The sequence below is a fragment of the Mangrovibacillus sp. Mu-81 genome, assembly GCF_036867415.1.
Classification (GTDB): domain Bacteria; phylum Bacillota; class Bacilli; order Bacillales; family Bacillaceae_B; genus Rossellomorea.
Window position 1 is genome coordinate 25,568 of sequence record NZ_JBAJHU010000013.1, and the last position, 20,026, is coordinate 45,593.

22 protein-coding genes and 1 other annotated feature are annotated in these 20,026 nt (G+C 43.2%); of the genes, 10 read left to right on the forward strand and 12 right to left on the reverse strand.

Features of this window, described 5'->3' with window-relative positions:
• Window positions 1-27: 27 nt before the first annotated feature.
• Window positions 28-900 (reverse strand): ribokinase, encoded by an 873-nt coding sequence (gene rbsK, locus V6B33_RS19175; RefSeq protein ID WP_334219284.1) that lies wholly within the window; start codon window positions 898-900, stop codon window positions 28-30.
• Window positions 901-1,016: 116 nt separating this feature from the next.
• Here rbsK and V6B33_RS19180 point away from each other — a divergent pair, with 116 nt between their 5' ends.
• Window positions 1,017-1,574, forward strand: coding sequence for a GNAT family N-acetyltransferase (locus tag V6B33_RS19180; protein ID WP_334219285.1), 558 nt, complete (start codon window positions 1,017-1,019; stop codon window positions 1,572-1,574).
• 38 nt (window positions 1,575-1,612) lie between these two features.
• Here the strand turns inward: V6B33_RS19180 and V6B33_RS19185 are convergent, their stop codons facing one another.
• Window positions 1,613-2,266: a TVP38/TMEM64 family protein gene (locus V6B33_RS19185; protein WP_334219286.1), complete on the reverse strand. Its 654-nt coding sequence runs from the start codon at window positions 2,264-2,266 to the stop codon at window positions 1,613-1,615.
• Between the two features lie 196 nt (window positions 2,267-2,462).
• Here V6B33_RS19185 and V6B33_RS19190 point away from each other — a divergent pair, with 196 nt between their 5' ends.
• Window positions 2,463-2,957 carry a BsuPI-related putative proteinase inhibitor gene (locus V6B33_RS19190; protein ID WP_334219287.1) on the forward strand — a complete coding sequence of 165 codons (495 nt, stop codon included), beginning with the start codon at window positions 2,463-2,465 and terminating at the stop codon, window positions 2,955-2,957.
• Window positions 2,958-3,114: 157 nt separating this feature from the next.
• On the opposite strand, the gene V6B33_RS19195 is transcribed toward V6B33_RS19190, so the two are convergent.
• Window positions 3,115-3,888, reverse strand: a complete 774-nt coding sequence (locus V6B33_RS19195; protein ID WP_334219288.1) for a hypothetical protein — start codon at window positions 3,886-3,888, stop codon at window positions 3,115-3,117.
• Between the two features lie 514 nt (window positions 3,889-4,402).
• On the opposite strand from V6B33_RS19195, the gene V6B33_RS19200 reads away from it, so the two are divergent.
• The 3 genes from V6B33_RS19200 to V6B33_RS19210 all read left to right on the forward strand — a co-directional run bounded on the left by V6B33_RS19200 (window position 4,403) and on the right by V6B33_RS19210 (window position 8,415).
• Window positions 4,403-5,578, forward strand: a complete 1,176-nt coding sequence (locus V6B33_RS19200) for an FtsW/RodA/SpoVE family cell cycle protein (RefSeq protein ID WP_334219289.1) — start codon at window positions 4,403-4,405, stop codon at window positions 5,576-5,578.
• Window positions 5,579-5,633: 55 nt separating this feature from the next.
• Window positions 5,634-5,837: a binding site (T-box leader), on the forward strand.
• 44 nt (window positions 5,838-5,881) lie between these two features.
• Window positions 5,882-7,570, forward strand: coding sequence for an arginine--tRNA ligase (gene argS, locus V6B33_RS19205; RefSeq protein ID WP_442915561.1), 1,689 nt, complete (start codon window positions 5,882-5,884; stop codon window positions 7,568-7,570).
• Between the two features lie 263 nt (window positions 7,571-7,833).
• The gene (locus V6B33_RS19210; protein WP_334219290.1) at window positions 7,834-8,415 is read left to right on the forward strand and encodes a YqaA family protein; all 582 of its coding nucleotides are present in this window, start codon (window positions 7,834-7,836) and stop codon (window positions 8,413-8,415) included.
• Window positions 8,416-8,478: 63 nt separating this feature from the next.
• On the opposite strand, the gene V6B33_RS19215 is transcribed toward V6B33_RS19210, so the two are convergent.
• The 3 genes from V6B33_RS19215 to V6B33_RS19225 form a co-directional block, all read right to left on the reverse strand.
• The gene (locus V6B33_RS19215) at window positions 8,479-9,381 is read right to left on the reverse strand and encodes a diacylglycerol/lipid kinase family protein (RefSeq protein ID WP_334219291.1); all 903 of its coding nucleotides are present in this window, start codon (window positions 9,379-9,381) and stop codon (window positions 8,479-8,481) included.
• Between the two features lie 150 nt (window positions 9,382-9,531).
• On the reverse strand, window positions 9,532-9,816 hold the full coding sequence (locus tag V6B33_RS19220; RefSeq protein ID WP_334219292.1) for a hypothetical protein: 285 nt from the start codon (window positions 9,814-9,816) through the stop codon (window positions 9,532-9,534).
• 67 nt (window positions 9,817-9,883) lie between these two features.
• Entirely contained in the window at window positions 9,884-10,042 is a 159-nt protein-coding gene (locus V6B33_RS19225; RefSeq protein ID WP_312857768.1) for an Lmo0850 family protein, read from the reverse strand.
• 158 nt (window positions 10,043-10,200) lie between these two features.
• Here V6B33_RS19225 and safA point away from each other — a divergent pair, with 158 nt between their 5' ends.
• From safA to V6B33_RS19245, 4 genes are all read left to right on the forward strand, one after another.
• Window positions 10,201-10,821, forward strand: coding sequence for a SafA/ExsA family spore coat assembly protein (gene safA / locus V6B33_RS19230; protein ID WP_334219293.1), 621 nt, complete (start codon window positions 10,201-10,203; stop codon window positions 10,819-10,821).
• Window positions 10,822-11,058: 237 nt separating this feature from the next.
• Window positions 11,059-11,472, forward strand: a complete 414-nt coding sequence (locus V6B33_RS19235; RefSeq protein ID WP_334219294.1) for a CBS domain-containing protein — start codon at window positions 11,059-11,061, stop codon at window positions 11,470-11,472.
• 160 nt (window positions 11,473-11,632) lie between these two features.
• Entirely contained in the window at window positions 11,633-11,797 is a 165-nt protein-coding gene (locus V6B33_RS19240) for a hypothetical protein (protein WP_334219295.1), read from the forward strand.
• Window positions 11,798-12,135: 338 nt separating this feature from the next.
• The gene (locus tag V6B33_RS19245; RefSeq protein WP_334219296.1) at window positions 12,136-13,566 is read left to right on the forward strand and encodes an alanine/glycine:cation symporter family protein; all 1,431 of its coding nucleotides are present in this window, start codon (window positions 12,136-12,138) and stop codon (window positions 13,564-13,566) included.
• Between the two features lie 85 nt (window positions 13,567-13,651).
• On the opposite strand, the gene V6B33_RS19250 is transcribed toward V6B33_RS19245, so the two are convergent.
• The 5 genes from V6B33_RS19250 to V6B33_RS19270 form a co-directional block, all read right to left on the reverse strand.
• Entirely contained in the window at window positions 13,652-14,761 is a 1,110-nt protein-coding gene (locus V6B33_RS19250) for an ABC transporter permease (protein ID WP_334219297.1), read from the reverse strand.
• Window positions 14,758-16,026, reverse strand: coding sequence for an ABC transporter permease (locus V6B33_RS19255; RefSeq protein WP_334219298.1), 1,269 nt, complete (start codon window positions 16,024-16,026; stop codon window positions 14,758-14,760). Before V6B33_RS19255 ends, V6B33_RS19250 begins: the two co-directional genes overlap by 4 nt.
• Before the next feature lie 11 nt (window positions 16,027-16,037).
• Window positions 16,038-16,970 (reverse strand): ABC transporter ATP-binding protein, encoded by a 933-nt coding sequence (locus V6B33_RS19260; RefSeq protein WP_334219299.1) that lies wholly within the window; start codon window positions 16,968-16,970, stop codon window positions 16,038-16,040.
• A 158-nt stretch (window positions 16,971-17,128) separates the two neighbouring features.
• On the reverse strand, window positions 17,129-17,761 hold the full coding sequence (locus V6B33_RS19265) for a response regulator transcription factor (protein WP_334219300.1): 633 nt from the start codon (window positions 17,759-17,761) through the stop codon (window positions 17,129-17,131).
• A complete protein-coding gene (locus tag V6B33_RS19270) occupies window positions 17,758-18,861 on the reverse strand; it encodes a sensor histidine kinase (protein ID WP_334219301.1) in 1,104 nt (367 codons plus the stop codon). The genes V6B33_RS19265 and V6B33_RS19270 overlap by 4 nt, the downstream gene beginning before the upstream one ends.
• Window positions 18,862-19,091: 230 nt before the next feature.
• Between V6B33_RS19270 and V6B33_RS19275 the strand changes: the two genes are divergently transcribed.
• The gene (locus tag V6B33_RS19275; RefSeq protein ID WP_334219302.1) at window positions 19,092-19,355 is read left to right on the forward strand and encodes a DUF2533 family protein; all 264 of its coding nucleotides are present in this window, start codon (window positions 19,092-19,094) and stop codon (window positions 19,353-19,355) included.
• Window positions 19,356-19,579: 224 nt separating this feature from the next.
• Here the strand turns inward: V6B33_RS19275 and V6B33_RS19280 are convergent, their stop codons facing one another.
• Window positions 19,580-19,852 carry a DUF2187 family protein gene (locus tag V6B33_RS19280; RefSeq protein ID WP_334219303.1) on the reverse strand — a complete coding sequence of 91 codons (273 nt, stop codon included), beginning with the start codon at window positions 19,850-19,852 and terminating at the stop codon, window positions 19,580-19,582.
• Window positions 19,853-20,026: the final 174 nt, after the last annotated feature.

The window sequence follows — 20,026 nt, forward strand, 5'->3', positions numbered from 1 at the left end:
TTTTTAGCGGATCGGGTCTTGTTTATTTCAGCCATTGCCGACGTCCTCCCTGGTGGGCATACCGCCTTGCGCCCCGAACTTGGAGACGGAAATGGAAGCCGCTTTATTGGCGAATTGAAGGCTTTTTTCGACTCCTTTCCCTTCAGATAAAGCGACGGCAAAGGCTGCGTTGAACGTATCCCCCGCTCCGGTTGTATCGACGACATTCACCGGATAGGAAGGGACGACCACTTCCTTCTTCCCGTCAAAGTAACGAACCCCCTGCATTCCTTGTGTCACAAACAGTTTACCAGGATACTTCCTGATTGCCTCCTGTATACCCATGCCATCAAATAACAGGGAAGCCTCATGTTCATTCGGTGTCAGGAACCTGGCAGCTTCAATCACTTCTTGTTCCGTTTTTCTGGCCGGAGCTGGATTCAGTATGAGCGGAACGTTCAGTTTTTTGCACAGTCTGCTCACATAGCGGACGGTTTCAACGGGTATTTCCTGCTGGATCAGCACCATATCAGATTCCGAAAGAACTTCTCCGGCCCTCGATACCAGTTCAGGTGTCACATGCCTATTGGCGCCTTGAACGACAATAATGCTATTATCATCTTCTGCTATCACAATATGTGCAGTCCCGCTCTCTCCATTAATAACTTCAACAAAATCTGTGTTCACACCATTTTGCTGAAGGTTCTTTACGATCTCTTCTCCGTATCGATCGGTTCCGACACATCCAACCATATATACTTCAGCACCCAGGCGGGAAGCGGCCACTGCCTGGTTCGCCCCTTTTCCGCCCGGCACGGTCTTAAACGAATCTCCAAGGAGTGTTTCTCCCGCCAGCGGCCTCTTTGGCGCAGTCACTACAAGATCCATCGAACTGCTGCCAATCACCATTATTTTTGTCATTTCTCTTCCCCCTTATTTTTAATAGGCACCAAACATCTGTATAATGGAATTAACAGGAAATATCCTTTCCCTGATTATGTACTTAAGCCAACTAATATCACAAGGAGCGGACATAATTGAATTCAACCAGTAAAAGAGTGACCCTCAGACAAATAGAAGAAGATGATTTAGAAATACTTTGGAAATACATCCATAAAGAACCTTCACCTCAATGGAAGAATTGGGATGCCCCTTATTTTGAACATAAACAAATGTCATTTGAAGAATATAAGCAATCTTTCCTGAACACTGTCGAGAAAACCAATGATCATCAACGGATCATTGAAGTACAGGGAAACATCATCGGAACGGTAAGCTACTACTGGGAGTATGAACCAACGAGATGGCTTGAGGCGGGTATTGTGATTTATGACCCCGGCTATTGGAACGGGGGTTATGGGACCGATGCGCTATCTCAATGGATTGATCATCTATTTGAAACAAAGGAAATCGGCAGGGTCGGTATCACTACCTGGTCGGGTAATGAACGAATGATGAAGGCAGCAGAAAAAATCGGCATGAAGCTTGAAGGCAGGATGAGGAAATGCCGTTATTATAATGGTGTCTATTACGATTCCATTCGAATGGGCATGATTCGGGAAGAGTGGGAATCCAAACGAGTCAGGGTTCAATAGAAGAAAGGGGATGAAGCTCCGTCCCCTACTCTTCCATATTAGTCATCTTTAGAGTCACCGAACCAAAACTTCAATTTCTTTCTGGTGAAAATGACAAGCAGGGAGAGGAACACGAACATTCCGATTGCCACATAGAGATGCATCCGGTCTTCCCCGCTTAAACCAGAACCAAAGAAGACGAATCCGATCGTCCCCGGGATGATCCCTATGGCTGTAGCAGCAATATAAGGAAGAAATCGCACTTTCGCTGCTCCCGCTAAATAACTCACAAGATCGAAATTCAGAAACGGCACCAATCGGAGCATCAATATATAGAAAAAACCATTTTCAGCCATTTTATCCCGGATGATGGTCACCTTGGGAGAAGATTTCTTCCAAAGCCTCAATCCAAGGAAACTGGAGGCAGCATATGCAACACTTGCCCCTCCAAGTGCACCGGCGAGAGTAACCACTAGGCCAATGTAAGGGCCAAATGCCAATCCAGCCGCAATGGAAAAAATTGTAGTCGGAATTAAAACGACTGGACGGATCGTCAGCATGATAATGAAGACGATAGGTGCTCCCCACCCAAACGGCATGATCCAGTCTCTGATATCATGCGGCCGTATCTCCCAGAAGCCGCGGCTATACCAGAGGAAGATGAGGAGGAGGGCAGAGAAGCCGGCCATCTTTAGGATATCTATTTTCTTCAACGCCTTCCCTCCTCTTTACCTGATTTTGATTTTTATTTTTACATTTCTTCTTCCATTGTACTGACCACTCCTGAGAAAACCAAACTATATCGCTTTTCTATTTTTTCTGGGTGATTGGTCTTACTTTGATAATGAGGAACAAAGTCTTGAAACTTTTCTGCTGTTTTTAAGTCTAATAAACTAGAGGTGATGGGACATGATGAAATTGATCATCGCATTGACCGGCGCTCTCGTGGTCGGGGGCTTGACCGGTTGCGGAACTTCCGACGACCCCAAACAGGAGGATGTTGGACAGGAGACCAGCGGCACCGCTGACACAAATCAAACAGAGAAAGGAATTGTTGCAGGCAGTATGGAACCTTCTTTAATCGAGCAGGATGCAAAAAATGGACAAGCGGTCTACGAGTTTAAAATCAAAAACCAAACGGAAAAAGAAAAAACCTTCGTCTTTTCATCCGGTCAAAAGATCGACTTCACGTTGAAAGACAAGGATGGAAACGTGGTATACCGCGAATCCGAAAACAAAATGTATACACAGGCCATACAGGAAATCCCGCTTAAACAAGGGGAGGCATTTACCCAGCAGCTGGTGCTGCCAAAGCTTGACAGCGGCACTTATACATTGACAGTGTGGCTGACAGCAAAGGGAGAAAATGATTACAAAGTGGAGAAAGACATACTCATTCCATAATCAAAAGGATTAATCCCTGTAAAGAAGTTCATTCAACTTAGAATGTTGATGAAGTCCTGTACACTGATTAATCCTTCTTATCTTTTTTATAAACTGAGTAAAAGGGGTAGCGGATCCATCCCTACACTCTATTCTCCATTTTGCTGTTTGTGCCTGCCTAACGGATCGATGAACTCCAGTTCTTTGTTTTACGGTCGAAAATAAGCAGACCATTAGCAGGTGATTTACTGAATTGCTGATAATCTTCCATCATTTCATCCATATTGAAGTAGTCCCCAATGACCCAGATCGGAATCTCGATCTTCCCTCTGCTCACAATGGCTTTTTCTATGGAAATGATCATTCCTTCCTTTATCTTCTCTTTAAAAGAAGTGATGATCTGAGGACCGATCACGGGAAACTGCTTTTCCTTTTTCATGCCGAATAATCCTTTACCGCCTTTTACGCTTCCCAATTTCGAAGCAACCGTTGAACCTAACAGCTCGTAAAAGTCATCAAAGTCACGGTAATAAATTTTATTAAACCACCCATCATCATGAGAGAGGTACGCGAAACGGTTGTTCAATTTGGAGTAAAACGGTGCGCTCAGCGGCTGCTTCAGATGCCCCATGTAGAGCAGCTCTGCGATTTCCTGCCCGTTCAATTCATTGACACCTGCTTCTTCGTCAAAATCGATCCAGCAGAAGTCACCGTAGCCCGCTACGTTGTCATTTATGATCTTGTCCGTTTCTTCCTGTTCAACATATTCCAGATGAGTGTGAATATTAAATGCCCCATGCTCATACTGATGTTTGATCAAGAGCAAATTTCTTAGAGGCTGCGGTGTATGTAAAGCAAATTCCTGAAAGTTAATTCCGTAAGAAACTACATATTGCCGATCTATATTTTTATGCACATAGATGATATCTTTGATTTGCTTGTTTGACTTCAAAACATTCCCTCCATCTGATTTACACGATGCGTATCTACTAGTATCTATATTAGCAAAGAAACATGGATATCGTTCTTTTCTATTTCATTTCAAAATGATGACAAAAGTCGCAGGAAACTGTCGGAAAAAGTCATTCGACAGGGTCGGCTGCTTATTGCGCCCGCAAATATCGGTTTGAATCCGATAGTACAGAAGGCTTGCTGCCTTCATTTGAAAGGATTTTGATTCGTTTCAACCAGCCTTAAGCTTTCTAGCTAATTAGTATAGGAAATGTTACATTTGTACTCGGGAGTTTTACTTTTGGATTCCCAGTGCATTCATGTAATATATGGAAAAGGAAATACTGCATACCCTGACAAATTCTTCTTTACCTGCAGTCTGCTGTCTTTTCATCTTGCCTCCTGGTATAAACAGGTGAAAAATAAGCTTGTCGTCAATGACAGCCAGTAGAAATTTTCCTCCGTTTCTATTAGACTAGGAATGTGAAATCTTACGAAATTCAGGTGAAATGATTATGGAAACTCGCCAGCGATTTGCTGATAAATTTGACTGGGGACTTGCGTTTTTATTGATGATGTTCTTTATCGTCAGTGCTCTTGGCATAAGCAGCGCACAGACCTCCAGTGTATATGAAACAAACTTCGTCATCCGACAGGCCTTCTGGTATGTGGTTGGAGGTATCATTATCGGAGGAGCACTATTCTTTGACCCGGAGCAATACAAACGGCTTTCCTGGTATCTTTATGGTCTTGGTATAGCCCTGCTCCTCGTGCTGCTCATTTCTCCGGAAAGTATTGCACCTTACCGGAATGGAGCGAAGAGCTGGTTCATGCTCGGACCTTTGGGATCGATTCAGCCTTCCGAATTCATGAAAACTTTCTTGATCCTTGTCCTTGCCAGGATCATTACAATTCATCATGAAATGAATCCGAGAAAGACGATCGAAACAGATTTCAAGCTGCTGTTGAAAATCGGCGCAGCCACCTTTTTGCCGCTCGCCTTCATTATGCAGCAGCCTGACTTGGGTACATCTCTTGTCATTCTCGCAATCATGACAGGAATCATCCTCGTCTCGGGGATAACGTGGAAGATTATCGTTCCTATTTATGCTTCGATCACGTTCCTTGGCGGAATTGTCATTTCCCTTGTCATATGGGCTCCGGATATATTGGAAAAATACTTAAATGTAAAGCCTTATCAATTCGGGCGGATCTATGCATGGCTCGACCCTTATAACTATTCCAAACTGGAAGGATTCCATTTGATCAATTCATTGAATGCGATCGGATCCGGGCAGATTTTCGGAAAGGGCTATAACGATGGAGAGGTATATATCCCTGAAAACCATACTGACTTTATCTTCAGTGTCATCGGTGAGGAATACGGGTTTATCGGTGCAAGTGTCGTCATCAGTCTCTACTTCCTGTTAATCTATCATTTGACTAAGACAGCGCTGGACACGAAAGAACAGTTCAATGCCTACGTATGCGCAGGAATCATTTCGATGATCACATTCCACGTCTTTCAGAACATTGGAATGACGATTCAATTATTGCCGATCACAGGGATCCCGCTTCCGTTCATCAGTTACGGGGGGAGTTCCCTGATGGGGAACATGCTGGCACTGGGAATTGTATTCAGTATGAGATACCATCATAAAACGTATATGTTCTCTTCAGAAGATTCTTAACAATATATGTTGTATTTATCTCCAAATTGTGTAAAATAATATCTAACTATATACAAGATATTCCATGATGAAGAGAGTAATTCTGACGCAGATCCATTAGCGAACCAGGGATGGTGCAAGCCTGGTGTGAAGCCCGGAATGAAGCGCACTTCTGAGAAGTCTTTCTTGAAAGCAGTAGAGAAAGACCGGTTTGCACCGTTAACCTATGAGCGCCCTTCGGGAAAAAGAGTGGTACCGCGAGCATAAACTCGTCTCTATAACAAATAGAGACGGGTTTTTTTATTTTATTTGGAGGTGGAAATGATGGATTTAAAGTCAGTATTAGCGACAGAAATGAAGTCCCAGGTTCTTTCTTCCTGGCCTGAAGAAGATATTTGCAAGTTAATCGAAATACCGAAGCACGCCCATCTGGGAGACCTGGCTTTCCCGTGCTTCAGATTAGCCAAAGAATGGAGAAAATCCCCTGGAGTGATTGCTGCAGAAATAGCCCAGACATTTCATTCCCCAACATTCAAAAATGTGGAGGCAGTGGGTCCTTATGTGAATGTACGTTTTGATCCCGCACTCACCGGGAAGGAGATTGTCTCCTCGATTCTTAAGCAAGGAGTTCAATACGGTTCCCATCCATTCGGGAATGGCAAGACGATCGTGCTGGATATGTCTTCTCCTAATATTGCTAAACCCTTCTCGATGGGGCACCTCCGTTCCACTGTAATTGGCAATGCCCTCGCCAATTTAGCAGAAAAATGCGGATATGAAACCGTCAAAATCAACTATATCGGGGATTGGGGCACACAATTCGGGAAACTGATCGTCGCCTTCAAAAAATGGGGCGATGAAGAGAAGGTAAAAGAAAACCCGATTGCCGAATTATTTACCCTTTATAAGAAATTCCATGAAGAGGCTGTTCAGGACCCTGCGCTTGAAGAAGAAGGCCGTAAAGCATTCAAGCTTCTCGAAGACGGCGATGAAGAAATCACCGGGTTATGGAAATGGTTCAAGTGTGAATCATTCGAAGCATTTAAAACCATCTATACACTACTTGGAGTGAACTTCGATTCCTACAATGGCGAGGCATTCTTTAACGATAAAATGGAAGAGGTAGTACAACTGCTGCAGGAGAAGGCTCTCCTTGAAACGTCACAGGGTGCCCGCGTCGTGTGGCTGGAGGACGAGACACTGCCTCCATGTTTAATCAAAAAAACAGATGGCGCAACCCTCTATGCTACAAGGGATCTGGCAGCCGCCCTTTATCGCCAACGCGAATATTCCTTCGATGAAGCGCTGTACGTTGTCGGCCAGGAGCAGACCGTCCACTTCAAACAAGTCAAGGGGGTGCTTGAGAAATTGGAATTTGATTGGGCAAGAAGCATGAAGCATATACCTTTTGGCCTTTACTTGAAGGACGGAAAGAAAATGTCGACTCGTAAAGGACGCGTCATTCTACTGGAAGAAGTGCTTGCCGAAGCGGTCGCGATGGCAGATGAAAATATCAAAAAGAAAAACCCGCATCTTAAAGGAGCAGAAGCTGTTGCCCGGGATGTCGGAGTCGGGGCGGTCATTTTCCATGATTTAAAAAATGACCGTTTGAACGATATTGAGTTTTCCCTTGAACACATGCTTACCTTCGAAGGGGAAACCGGCCCCTATCTGCAATACACTCATGCGAGAGCCCAATCGATCCTGAGAAAAGCCGGAGTCGCTTCACCTTACACGTTTAATGGACTGAAAGACTCAGCCAGCTGGGAAGTAATCAAGCAGCTTCGACTATTTCCTGAAACAGTCGAAAGAGCTTGGAAGGGCTGCGCACCTTCCATCCTGGCAAAATACCTGCTGGAGCTCGCAAAGTCGTTTAACAGCTACTATGGAAATACAAAAATCATTAACCCGGACCCGGAGCAGGAATCCCGTTTGGCACTCGTCTTCGCAGCAGCGTCTCTGTTATCACAAGGTTTGAGCCTGTTAGGCATCAAATCACCGGACGAAATGTAGAATTGCCAGACATCCTGTCACTATTTCCCGAGAAATGACTTATTTTTTCACTCCACTCAGCCCTCTTCTTTATGGATCACTCTATTTACTCAATTGTGATCTATACTGAGCGGGGTCTTTTCTATGACTGCTTCCTCTCTTCTAATATAGTCCAATCAGATATTCCATGACGCTCCCCTTAAAAAGTGATATACTTTCTTATGTTATTTCAAAAACCGACAATACGTTTGACAATAATTGCATGATAATAAAGGAGATATCTTATGTCTGAACTACTTCACGCTTTTGAAGCCTGGTTGCTCGATTACGGGATTTGGGGACTGATTCTTGTATCCTTTGCAGATTCGTCTTTCTTTCCGATTCCACCAGATGTCCTGTTAATCCCGCTGGCGATCGCCAACCCTGAAAATGCTTTGCTCTATGCTTTATATACAACGGCTGCGTCAGTCATCGGTGCGTTATTCGGCTGGTGGATCGGTAAAAAACTCGGTCGGCCGATACTGGTATACCTATTCTCAGAAGCAAGAATTCAGAAGGTGGAAGAATACTTTATGAAATACGGTCCCATGGCCCTGCTTATTGCCGGCCTCACACCCGTTCCATATAAAATCTTCACCATCTTTGCCGGTGTTTCCGGAGTAAAAATCAGAGTACTCGTCATATGGTCGATCATCGGACGGGGCATCCGCTTCTTTCTTGAAGGAGCAATCATATTGGCCCTTGGAGCAAAAGCAAAACCGTTTATCGAAGAAAACTTCACCATGCTGACACTCGCAGCAGGCGGTATCTTACTACTGGCCTACATTATCTACCTTGTCATCAGAAAGAAAAGACATACTGTATAAACTAAATTGATTCAACCAGATTCAGTAAAAAAGAGAGTATTGGAGGACCACTCCAATACTCTCTTATTCATTCTCCCCTACAATAAACCGCAGATGATGCTTCAAGACTACCAAGGTATGGTTCTGTTCTTCATAGAGCTCTCCGTCCATATCCACTTTCTCATCTTCCTCTATATGAATCGTAGCCTCCGAAGCCCGGATATGAATGATATCATTTGACGGATCGTTTACTTCTCCTGTGCTTCTTATCATGAAAAATTCCTTCAATAATGGGAATCCTGTTTTTTTAACCATATATATATCGATCAGGCCATCTTCAAGATCAATATTGGCTGGCAGCGGGTTTGTGCCAATTGAGCGCCCGTTCGCCGCCAGGAGCATCACCACTTGTTCCTTGTATACTTTCCCGTTAGCCGAAATGACTGCCCGCAACAGCGGCGGATCCTGGATGGATTGAAATGCGCTGATATAATAACTGAGCTTTCCGAGAACACTTTTAGATCCCATGTCGATATTATCACTTGTTTTAGAAACCAGGCCTGTCCCCCAGAAATTACTGAAATAGCGGTCGCCTGCTTTGACGATATCGATATCCTTTTCCAGGGGTGAGTCCGTAATGGTTTTGACGGCTTGTCCCAAATTCACGGGTATATTCAGGGAACGTGCAAAGTCGTTACAGGTTCCCCCTGGAAGGATGGCGGCCTTTGGCTTCGATGCAAGACTGGCTAACCCGTTAACCGCTTCATGTACAGTACCGTCCCCGCCCATGATGACAACCAGATCATATTCTTGCCCGGTGTTTCTGCATATTTTTTCTGCATCGCCCTTGTCTTTCGTTTTATGAACAGTCAATGTATCACAAATATCCAAAAGCTCCGGGGTGACTTCCATCAATTGAGTTTCCAATTCCCCCTGACCTGCTTTCCCATTACAAACCAACAATATCTTTGGATAGATAATAGTCATCACGTCACCTGCCTTTACAAATATCCTTACAAAAAAAGAGGCTGACCCAAAAAGATGAAGTGATCACCCTTAAAGGATCAGTCCTTAATGAGCCAATCGTCTAATGATTCAAATCTCTAGACATTCGTTATTCTTGGGTCAACCTCTTTATTAAGCTGTGTTCGAGTCTTCTTGAGGGCTTTGAAGGATTGTTCTGTACGCCAACCGCAGACGACCATTAATATAGCTTTGTCCGTCACAGGCGATATGCGTGTTTTGCATCCGGTGGATTTCCATTTCTGCAAACATGGATAATGCCCGGGAAACCTGATCCAATGCCAAGTTGACACTGTAAGGATCGGCTGGCTGAGAGGCGCTCATGCAGCGGTATGAAATTTCATCTGCCCTCTTTCTTATTTCCTTTAGCGTTTGGACATCAAACAACACTCTTTCCATGCCATTCCCTCCTTTTCACTATTTCTTATTATATCGTGAAAAAAAGAGAAATATGCCTTGCAAACCGTTATGAATCCTGAGTTAACGTCTTAGGTAATGGTTGATATTGCTTTAGTGAATGAAGGATCTCCCGTCTGGACTTTGTTTTAGAAATATTGACGCCGACTTTCGATAAACTGGTTATCACCTTTTTAAAGCGATCGTTCTCCTTTACCACGTTATTCACCTCTTCGATTAAATTCGTTACCTATTTGTACGTATGAAATAAAAAAAGGTTTCACTTTATTCTAGATGGTTTTCCTATTCCCTATAAATGAAACAATAATCCTATTTTTTGTTTTTCTTTATAAGAATATTTCACATTTAAATACACAATTTATACGTATGAAAACAAAATTAGCGATGATAATGGTCACAATGTCCCTTGCCTTTGGTCTTACAGGAATCACCGGTGCCCAGGCAGCACAAACTTATCACGTAAAGAAAGGAGACACTCTTTGGAAAATTTCCAAAAAGTTTCAAATCGGGTTATCTGAAATGATTGATGCAAACCCTCAAATTCCAAATCCGGATTTAATATATCCTACTCAAAAAATCAATATTCCAATCATCAAATCAACAAAGTCTGTTGAAAGCCAGGTGATTGATCTTACAAACCAGGAAAGGCAGAAAGCCGGACTCGCTCCTCTTCAATTAGACTGGCAGCTGTCCAGAGTGGCACGATATAAATCCCGGGATATGAGAGATACAGGATATTTTGCTCACCGAAGCCCTCAATATGGCTCACCTTTTGATATGATGAAAAGATTTAATATCCAGTACACTTCAGCAGGTGAAAATATTGCAGTCGGACAAACAAGTCCGGAACAAGTTGTTAAAGAATGGATGAGCAGCCCCGGACATCGTAAAAACATCCTCAATGACACCTACACCTATATCGGGGTCGGATACGCGAAGGGCGGTTCATACGGCACCTATTGGACGCAGATGTTCATTTCAAAATAGAAGGATCTACGGATTTTCTGTAGATCCTTCTATTTTATCAGCCAAAACCATATCAAATTCATTTTAAGATTGATTTATTTTCAACTTTCGACTGTTTATTTTCAACTTCCCTGCATTTATTTTCAACTAAGCTTATATCCACCTTTTCAATTAACTTCCTCCAGATCGAAAGAATATTGCAAGCAAATATTCAAATAATAAAGATTGTACTGCCACAACAATTGAGGGGGAATTTAAATGAAAGTACGCGATCTAATGTCGACAAATGTTGAAGCTGCATCCAATCAGGATTCTTTACAAAATGTTGCATCTAAAATGCAATCGAAGAATGTTGGTTCTGTACCTGTAGTGGAAAACGGACAAGTTGTCGGAATGGTAACGGACCGCGACATCGCCACTCGCGGACTGACGAATGGTACTCAGGATACTGCGTCTCAGGTTATGACCCAAAACGTTGTGACGATCTCACCGGATGCTTCCGCCGAAGAAGCTGCGTCGTTAATGTCACAGCATCAGGTCCGCCGCCTTCCAGTAGTCGAAAACGGAAACCTGGTCGGAATGCTTGCATTGGGCGATCTAGCAGTACAACAAAAGTCTGATCAAAGCGCTGGCGGCGCTCTTAGTCAGATCTCAGAAAATCAAACAAGATAGATGATTCCCTGTAATACCTTAGAGGCCGAATTCATTCGGCCTCTTGTTTTACCTCCCCCCGATACGACAATTTTTTCACATACAGGCAGGATTTTCTTGTTTTTTCGAGAATATCTTTAGTTATGGAATGGTTATGAATGTGAAGATTGGAGGTATTGGGATGAGTCGTTCAGCTTATTATCGAAAAGAAGTAAAGAATTTTAAGCGGGAAAGCCGTAAAAAGGTTTTTGTAGACGGAATACTTGATTTCTTATTTATGATATTTGGCATTTCCATGATTACGGGAGTACTTTTATTTGTATTAGGCTACTGGAACTACTACTGATCCCTCGACAGATTATTTATGACGCGTTCTCATTTATATGTCCAAGTGACAAACCAGCCTTCCAGATGCCATAGAACATTTCTGTGGCATTTTTATTTTTAAAAAAATTATTATTTTATATTCTATTTTTCATTATTTCAGAATAATTTTCCCTCCCCTCGTCTATCCTTCCTTACCTCTTTAAAAACTTTAAAATCCCTTATTTACTATGACAACATATTTTGAAACCCTAAATAGTCACTTGGTAAAAATTTAATATTCAGATAATTACTTGACTTCTGATTCTAATTTTCAGATAATAATAAACGTAACCGATTCAAATTTTCGAGGGGGTTATCATGGAGATTTTAAACAACTTAGTCAGCGAAGCAAATTCATATTTATGGGGTTATATCTTAATCGGATTACTAATTATTTTAGGTGTATACTTTACAGTCGGTTCGAAATTCGTCCAAATTCGACATATTGGGGAAATGTTCCGATTACTAGGCGATAAAGATGTTCAGAAGGCAGAAGGCGAGAAGCAGATTTCTTCCCTGCAGGCATTCTTTATCGGAGCAGGTACTCGAATTGGTACAGGTAATTTAGCGGGAGTAGCCATTGCCTTAGCACTTGGAGGTCCTGGAGCTGTGTTCTGGATGTGGGTCGTAGCGGTCCTCGGAGGAGCCAGTGCTTTTGTGGAAAGTACGCTTGCCCAAATTTATAAAGTGAAAGATAAGGTTGGTTTCAAAGGCGGTCCTGGCTACTACATGGAGAAACAATTAGGGAAACGCTGGATGAGTTCGATCTTTGCAGTGACAATCCTGCTATCTTTCGGTACAACATTCAATGCTGTACAGAGTAATACCATCTCGGTTGCATTTAATAATTCTTTCGGTATTAACTCGCTATTAATCGGAATTGTTCTCGCAGGATTAACCGCACTCGTTATTTTTGGCGGAGTGCAGCGAATTGCCAATTTCTCATCCGCGATCGTGCCGTTAATGGCAGGTTTTTATATCATTCTTGCATTGTTTGTCGTCATCACAAACATTACGGAAATGCCGCAAGTGTTTGCTCTCATTTTCAAAAGTGCGTTCGGGTTTGAACAGGTAGTCGGCGGTGGTATCGGTGCTGCCATCATGAACGGTGTGAAACGCGGACTATTCTCAAATGAAGCGGGTATGGGTAGTGCGCCAAATGCTGCAGCGACAGCATCCGTGTCCCACCCGGTAAAACAAGGTTTCATTCAGGCACTGGGTGTTTTCTTCGATACCTTGCTGGTATGTTCTGCAACCGCTTTCATCATCCTGACTTCTGATGCTTACTCCTCGGGAGTGACGGGTATTGAGCTTTCTCAAGCTGCGATGTCAGAACACTTCCAATCATGGGCTGGTATCTTTCTTGCCATTGCGATCTTTACGTTTGCTTTCAGTTCGATCATTGGAAGCTATTACTACGGTGAAGCGAACCTGCCATTCATCAGTAAGAGTAAAACAGGTCTTCTGGTTTACCGCTTCATCGCATTAGGAATGGTCGTATTCGGTTCTGTGGCGAGCCTTGATATTGTATGGAGTCTGGCCGATTTCTCAATGGCGCTCATGGCCATCACAAACTTGATTGCCATCGGGATTCTTGCCCCTATTGCCTTTAAGGCGCTCGACAATTATATGGTACAGCGCCGTCAAGGATTGGATCCTGTGTTCTACGCAGACGATATTCCCGGCTTAAAAGGAGTGGAAAGCTGGCCGAAACGAGAAGAAGTACGTAAGAAGGCGGCCAATGAGTAAATCCGTTTATAAAGGTAAAAAACAGGCACCCTCAACAGGTGCCTGTTCTTTTGTCATTCTTTAAGAGGAACGTTTTCACTCTCACCTAAATATGCCGCTTCTCCATAAAGTTAATCCCGATTCCCATCATGAGAACGCCCATAAGTACTAAGACAGAAACAGGCAGCATCAATTGCTCCAATCCCCACCCATTGATGGTCGCTCCCTTTAAGGCTTCCATTCCATAGGTGAGCGGCACTACTTTAGACAACGCCAGCAGTACCGGTGATTCAACGATTTCCAGCGGCCAGTAAGCACCTCCTATCATCGCCATGCTTACCGCAACGAGCGGGATGACAGCATTGAAATGCTGTACCTTTTTAACAAGTCCCGTGATCAGCATGGAAAGAGCGACGATGGCAAATACATAAGGGACCAGCAACAGTAAGACGGTATGGAATCCACCGTAAAATTTCACTTCCGTCAGATAGCGGAAGACGAAAAATATCAATGCCAGCTGGATATAACCGAGGATAAAGCTGTATATCAGATTACCTGCATACATTTCCCATTTACGTATCGGTGAAAGGATCATGCGGTCCCATACTCCCTCCCTCTTTTCATAGAGAATGGAGGCAACGTTATAAGCGATCGTATAGATGACGAAGAACAGCGAAAAGCCAAAGAGTGACTGCAGTTTAGGATCATATACAAACGTATCACTGCCCTTGAATGATGTTTGCTTTATTGAAAAGACGGGCGACGTTTCTGCTGCTGAATACCAGGACTCCACTTCTTGTTCTTGTATCCCTTTGGATGCTGCAGCTTCCTTCAACGCTTCTTTTTGTCCAACCTCCCCATATGCTTTACCAGCCACCTGCTGCAGTAAGGAAGTCGTACCTGTGCGTGAGGAAATAATGATATTGAACTCACCTTCCTTTATGATCAGCCCGCCTTCCCTCTTTCCTTCACTCACCAGCTCATTCAATTCATCCTGTGTGACTTCATGAAAATGGAACGCCTCTGCTTGTGACAACTCTTCTACAATCAGATCCGTCTGATCAGATGAAGCGGCCACACTATAGGGGATGGGTATCTTATTTACTCCGCCCTGACTTGTAAAGAAAGCGAACATGACACAGACAGCTGTCATGATGACAAACAGCCAGGGTTTACGAAGGAACATTTTCATTTTCGCAAAGAGGATTCCCTTCATTTCGCTGTTCCCCCTTCCTTTGGAAATAGTAAGACAGCCAGAATGAGAATAATGATACTGAACAGTACCAACATGAGAAGCTCAGACTGTACACTTGATAAAGGATAGCCTTGAAATAGTTTGAAATAGGCTGTCATCCCTGCACCGTTCGGAGTGAGATTCCCGATCTTCCGGATGAAATCAGATGAAAACATTTCACCAAAGCTTCCTCCCACAAATGCAAATACCGTTACAATCACCGTGGAGAAAAAGTTAGAAAAAGTCTCAGAGTGTGCACGGTAGTTCAATGATGTGAGCAATGCGCCTATGCTGCCCACTGCCAGACTGAGTGCAATGGTCACCAGTAAAAACGAACCTAAAGCCGGCCACGTCACACCGTAAAATAGGGCGCAGACCCCAAACAGGATACCCAGTTGAAGGGCAGCGAGAATAATAGTTGTCAGCAGAATGCTGGTGAAGTATTTCCAGATTGAAACATTCGCCAGGATCATACGGTCAAACACATGGTCTTCTTTTTCCTGGTAAGCAAATGAACCCATATTGGAAGCAATATATAAAACAAACATGACACTCATTCCTACTGCATAATAAGCGGTTGAAGTGAGGGGTTCGCGGTCCTCCACATTCGATACTTTTCCTATCACTTCGGTATCCATGGAGTCAGCACTCAGAATGCTTTCATCAGATTCACCAATTTTAGCTGCAAGGGAATATTGTTCTTGAAAACTTGTGAGTAAATCTTCTGTGAGATTGGATGTCAATTCTTTTCCTTCATTCCGGTAAAGTTTGAGCTGCGGACGTTCTTCTTCTTTGAGGAACATCGAAGAAAGAATCTGTTCGGAGAAGCCTTCAGGTATTTCAATGATGACCGAATAGGAGTCATCGTCCTTTGTTTCTTTCAGAGCTTCAGGCTCTATCTCATGAACGGAAATGTATTTTTTCAGTTCTGGATTTTTCAACACTTCACTCTTCAACTGTTCGACCGGTAACAGTTGTTTGGCGGATTGAGAGATTGCAGACTTTGCTTCCTGCGGAAGTTTGGAAGACTCCAGTTTTTTCAGAAAATGGTTTAATTCCTGATCGCTGTCCCCATGTTCGATGATGGCAACCTTCGCTTTCACACTTACTTCTCCCCCATTCATAACACTCCCGAGGGCAAAACCGAGGATCGTAATCAGGATGAGCGGCATCCCGATCAAAATGAGGAGAATTTGCGGATTCCGAATAATCAGGAGGAGCTGTTTCTTTATAAATTGGACAATCATTCTGACCCCTCCTAATCTCTGAGTGCTCTGCCTGTGAGGTGAAGGAATACATCCTCAAGGGTAGGCGTCTGCCGGTCGATTGTTACGATGGCTGCATCGGTTTCTTCTGCTAGTTGAAAGATCTGGTTGAACGGATGCACTTCTTTAGGGATTACGATGGTGACCGTCTTCTCATGGGAGGTGACCGTTTTGATAAATGCGAGCTCCTTTAATTTCTCCGTAAATGCCGGTGAGCTCTTATCCAGCTTTATGAGGATGGTTGATTCAGAAGAGAGGATACTTTTGATTTCATCTTTTGTTCCTGAAGCAATGATATGCCCTTTATCCATGATATAAATGCGGTCACAGAGGAATTCCACCTCTTCCATGTAATGGCTGGTATACAAAATTGTCATGTTCTTTTCCCTGTTCAACCTTTTGACCCCTTCAAGAATATAGTTTCTGGATTGCGGGTCGATCCCGACAGTAGGTTCATCCATAATGAGGATTTCAGGGTCATGAAGTAATGCAACACCTATATTCAGCCGTCTTTTCATCCCGCCTGAGAATGTTTTCACTACATCATTCTGCCTTTCTGCCAGGCCGATCTGCTCAAGGATTCCCTCTATTCTTTCCTTTAGTTTCTTTCCTTTTAAACGGTGGATCTTCCCGAAGAATTCCAGATTCTCTTTAGCTGTCAGATCCGTGTATAAAGCAATTTCCTGAGGAACCACTCCCAGGACTTTCCTCAGCTTCCCGGGAGATGTAAGGATGCTGTTATTGTTCAGCCTCACATCGCCTTCAGACGGGGAAATAAGAGATGAAATCATGGATATGATCGTAGATTTCCCGGCTCCATTGGGTCCGAGCAGCCCGACCGTTTCTCCTTTTTCAAGAAAAATATTCACCCCGTCCACTGCCTTGTTCTTCTTGTAACGCTTCGACAGGCTTACCACTTCGAGCATCCATTCCGCCTCCTCTTCAATCTATATTCCTATTGTATTTCGCATTCATGATATCTCCTACTTACCTCTGTCACATCTTCACCTGAAAATGACGTGACCTCCGTCACATATTTCGGTTGGACAGTCCACAAAAATAACTGACCTAATGAACAGGTCAGTCAGGCGATGTCATTTTTGACAGCATATATGGCCAGCTGGGTCCGGTCGCGGAGCTCTAATTTCTGAAGGATCTGCGTCAGGTGATTTTTTACTGTGCCGATGGATAAATGCAATTCACCGGCTATTTCTTTATTGGTCCTTCCCTTTCCCACCAATTGGGTGATCGACAATTCTCTCTCTGTTAAGGGAGGGATTTGCTGAGGGTCCTTTTGATGAGACAGCAATTTCGGCACTACTTTGGCTGCTACTTCGTCCTGAAGACTCATGCCTCCTTTTAAACAGCTGTGAATCGATTGAATAAGCTTCTCTCCTTGAGAAGTCTTCAGCAGGAATCCGTTCGCTCCTTCCTTCAATGCTTGTAAAGCGTATTCATCATCATTAAAGGTAGTCAGGATCAGAATTTTTACGAGTGGCCACTGTTTTTTAATGATTCTAGTCGCTTCAAGGCCATTCATTTCCGGCATGCGGATATCCATGATAATCACATCAATGGCATGAGACTGCATTTGATTGATCGCCTGAAGCCCATTTTCCGCTTCCGCTGACACGTTTAGCGTTTTGTCTTGTTCAATCATCATTTTAAGTCCCTGCCGCACAATCCCCTGGTCTTCAACTAACAGGATATTCTTCATGCAATAACCCCCTCTTCCACTGGAAACGATCCACTGAGAACGAACTCTTTTTCGGTTTGATTGATTTCGAGCTTACCATAAATTTCCTCCACCCGTTCTTTCATATTGGTTAAACCGAACCCCATTCGAAATGGAAGGCACCCTTCGATGTTGTTGGTGATTTTAAAATGGAGATGGCCGAGTGCTGTCTTTCCCAGTATCACTTTCACTTCCCTGACCGAACTATGCTTCATCGCATTCGTGATCCCTTCCTGTATACTCCGGTAAACTGCGATACTCTGTTTATTCGATAGACGTGTGGAAAGCACACCCTGCTGCGTCGTCAACTCAACCATGATTCCGCTCTCTGATTCCAGTTTCCTTATTAGTTGGATGACAGACTGAATCCCTTCCACTTCTCCTTCTTTCAAAGCTTTAACCGCTTCTCTTGTTTCTTCCAGGCTATCTGCTGCAAGCTCTTTTAAGTCTTTGAAGTGGTGCTCTCCATACTGGATGGATAACATCTCGATTTTCATCAGAAGCGCTGTAAGATTGTGACCGACAGCGTCATGGATATCCCTCGCAATCCTTGTTCTTTCTTCTGCTCTTGAATTCCGTTCTGTGACATAAAGAACCCTTTTCAGCTTTCTGTATTCCCCTAAAAGCTGATCATAAAGGTGCCTTTGTTCCTTCATATCGGCATTTATCTCATTTAATTTCATTGTAATGAAAAAGAACATGGCAAAAACGGACAGAGCTGCGATTGAAAAGGATTCCCCAAAAAGGAATGCTTCGATCCCAAAGAATATGAGCGTACTGCAAAGAAAAAGCCGATACTTCGCGGGCTGAAGAATAATGCATGCTTCAATGTGGAAATAGAATAAGACACTCCAGGCTAAAGCCGGTGTCGAGCCTGCCAGAGTCGACACCAAGAGAAGAATGGCCTGACATATAAAGATAAAAAGAGGGTTTCCAGTAATAGGAGTAATAAAAAAGAGTGCAAAAGAAAGAGAGCAGATCAACAGCTGTATGATAAGCGAGAGTAAATCATCCGAAGAATTGTATATGTATGCGCCCCAAAGTACGCTTAAAAAACTTGTACGAATCAATGCGTATTTCACCCATTTCACTCCATTCCTGCAGCTTACTTTGAAACTACTAAAATAGAACGTTCAAGTCAACATAATAATTGGCATATTTTAGTATTCATTCAGCACTTTTAACATTCAATGTAAACTCCGGGCGGGGTCTACTTGTGAATCAGGATGAATTAATAAAGGAGCATTGCCATTTCATCAATAAAAAAGCATAATAAAGACAGAGAATATTCCGGACGGAGAGGATTGAGGACATGAGTGTACATAAGGCCATTACCAAACATTCCACTAAACAAAATCATCTTGTACAACAATTCATGAGGTTAGACGAAGAAAGAGAACAGGCAATCGACGAAGCAGTGAAACTTTGTCAGGCAGACGAGATTTTTTCAACTGGAAGAATAAACGACGCCACACAGAAGATCAATGCCCTTGCACGTCAGGGAGTTGTGCCGCAGCGGAAATTAGTGACCAAAGAAATGATCGAAGAGTATGTGGGAAGGCTGAATAAAAAATAAGAAATGCGGAGGCGGATCGTTCAGACCCGACAAGCATAAGATGAATGGGCCTGGAAGGCGGTTTTTATGCCTTCTTGGACCATTTAGCTTATGACCTCGAGGTCCTAGCCGCCGGAGCTGGATAATTAGAAATGCGAAGGCGGATCGATCAGCCGATAATCGTTGCAGCTGGACATAGAAAAAGGCTGACACCCCATTTGGTTGGGAGGTCAGCCTTTTAAGTTCTATGCTTTTAATGCACTGTTCCAGCCGTCATACACGAAGACCGGCTGTGTTTCTGCACCCGCCCGTTCCACGATGACATAGTTTTTGTGGGAAACTACTGTCTGATGATCGGGAAGGTCCAGTTTTTTCGCATCATCATTTTCCACGCTGACGATGACTGTATTTTCTCTTAACGAAGTCACCACACCGTTCACGATATGCTTCTTTCGTTTAAATTCAATCTTATCTCCAAGATTTGCATTGTTTTTTGAGTATAGAAAGTTGTTATCCATGTGATCGAACTCCTTTTCGATTAGTTAGCATTTTTATCATTTAAATAATTTATTTTATGGCAGTTTGTTGATTGATTTGTTTTACTTATTTCTTTTTGTACCTCTTTTTGAGAAAATTCAAACCTTTAATGGGAAAATTATTTTGAGAAAATATCTTCCTTTACTACCGCTAAT

Bases quoted from the DNA above. Each gene is read 5' to 3' on its own strand.
- rbsK (WP_334219284.1), bottom strand. From the start codon at position 900: ATGACAAAAATAATGGTGATTGGCAGCAGTTCGATGGATCTTGTAGTG.
- V6B33_RS19190 (WP_334219287.1), top strand. From the start codon at position 2,463: ATGATGAAATTGATCATCGCATTGACCGGCGCTCTCGTGGTCGGGGGC.
- V6B33_RS19200 (WP_334219289.1), top strand. From the start codon at position 4,403: ATGGAAACTCGCCAGCGATTTGCTGATAAATTTGACTGGGGACTTGCG.
- argS (WP_442915561.1), top strand. From the start codon at position 5,882: ATGGATTTAAAGTCAGTATTAGCGACAGAAATGAAGTCCCAGGTTCTT.
- V6B33_RS19210 (WP_334219290.1), top strand. From the start codon at position 7,834: ATGTCTGAACTACTTCACGCTTTTGAAGCCTGGTTGCTCGATTACGGG.
- V6B33_RS19215 (WP_334219291.1), bottom strand. From the start codon at position 9,381: ATGACTATTATCTATCCAAAGATATTGTTGGTTTGTAATGGGAAAGCA.
- V6B33_RS19220 (WP_334219292.1), bottom strand. From the start codon at position 9,816: ATGGAAAGAGTGTTGTTTGATGTCCAAACGCTAAAGGAAATAAGAAAG.
- safA (WP_334219293.1), top strand. From the start codon at position 10,201: ATGAAAACAAAATTAGCGATGATAATGGTCACAATGTCCCTTGCCTTT.
- V6B33_RS19235 (WP_334219294.1), top strand. From the start codon at position 11,059: ATGAAAGTACGCGATCTAATGTCGACAAATGTTGAAGCTGCATCCAAT.
- V6B33_RS19240 (WP_334219295.1), top strand. From the start codon at position 11,633: ATGAGTCGTTCAGCTTATTATCGAAAAGAAGTAAAGAATTTTAAGCGG.
- V6B33_RS19245 (WP_334219296.1), top strand. From the start codon at position 12,136: ATGGAGATTTTAAACAACTTAGTCAGCGAAGCAAATTCATATTTATGG.
- V6B33_RS19250 (WP_334219297.1), bottom strand. From the start codon at position 14,761: ATGAAGGGAATCCTCTTTGCGAAAATGAAAATGTTCCTTCGTAAACCC.
- V6B33_RS19255 (WP_334219298.1), bottom strand. From the start codon at position 16,026: ATGATTGTCCAATTTATAAAGAAACAGCTCCTCCTGATTATTCGGAAT.
- V6B33_RS19260 (WP_334219299.1), bottom strand. From the start codon at position 16,970: ATGCTCGAAGTGGTAAGCCTGTCGAAGCGTTACAAGAAGAACAAGGCA.
- V6B33_RS19265 (WP_334219300.1), bottom strand. From the start codon at position 17,761: ATGAAGAATATCCTGTTAGTTGAAGACCAGGGGATTGTGCGGCAGGGA.
- V6B33_RS19275 (WP_334219302.1), top strand. From the start codon at position 19,092: ATGAGTGTACATAAGGCCATTACCAAACATTCCACTAAACAAAATCAT.
- V6B33_RS19280 (WP_334219303.1), bottom strand. From the start codon at position 19,852: ATGGATAACAACTTTCTATACTCAAAAAACAATGCAAATCTTGGAGAT.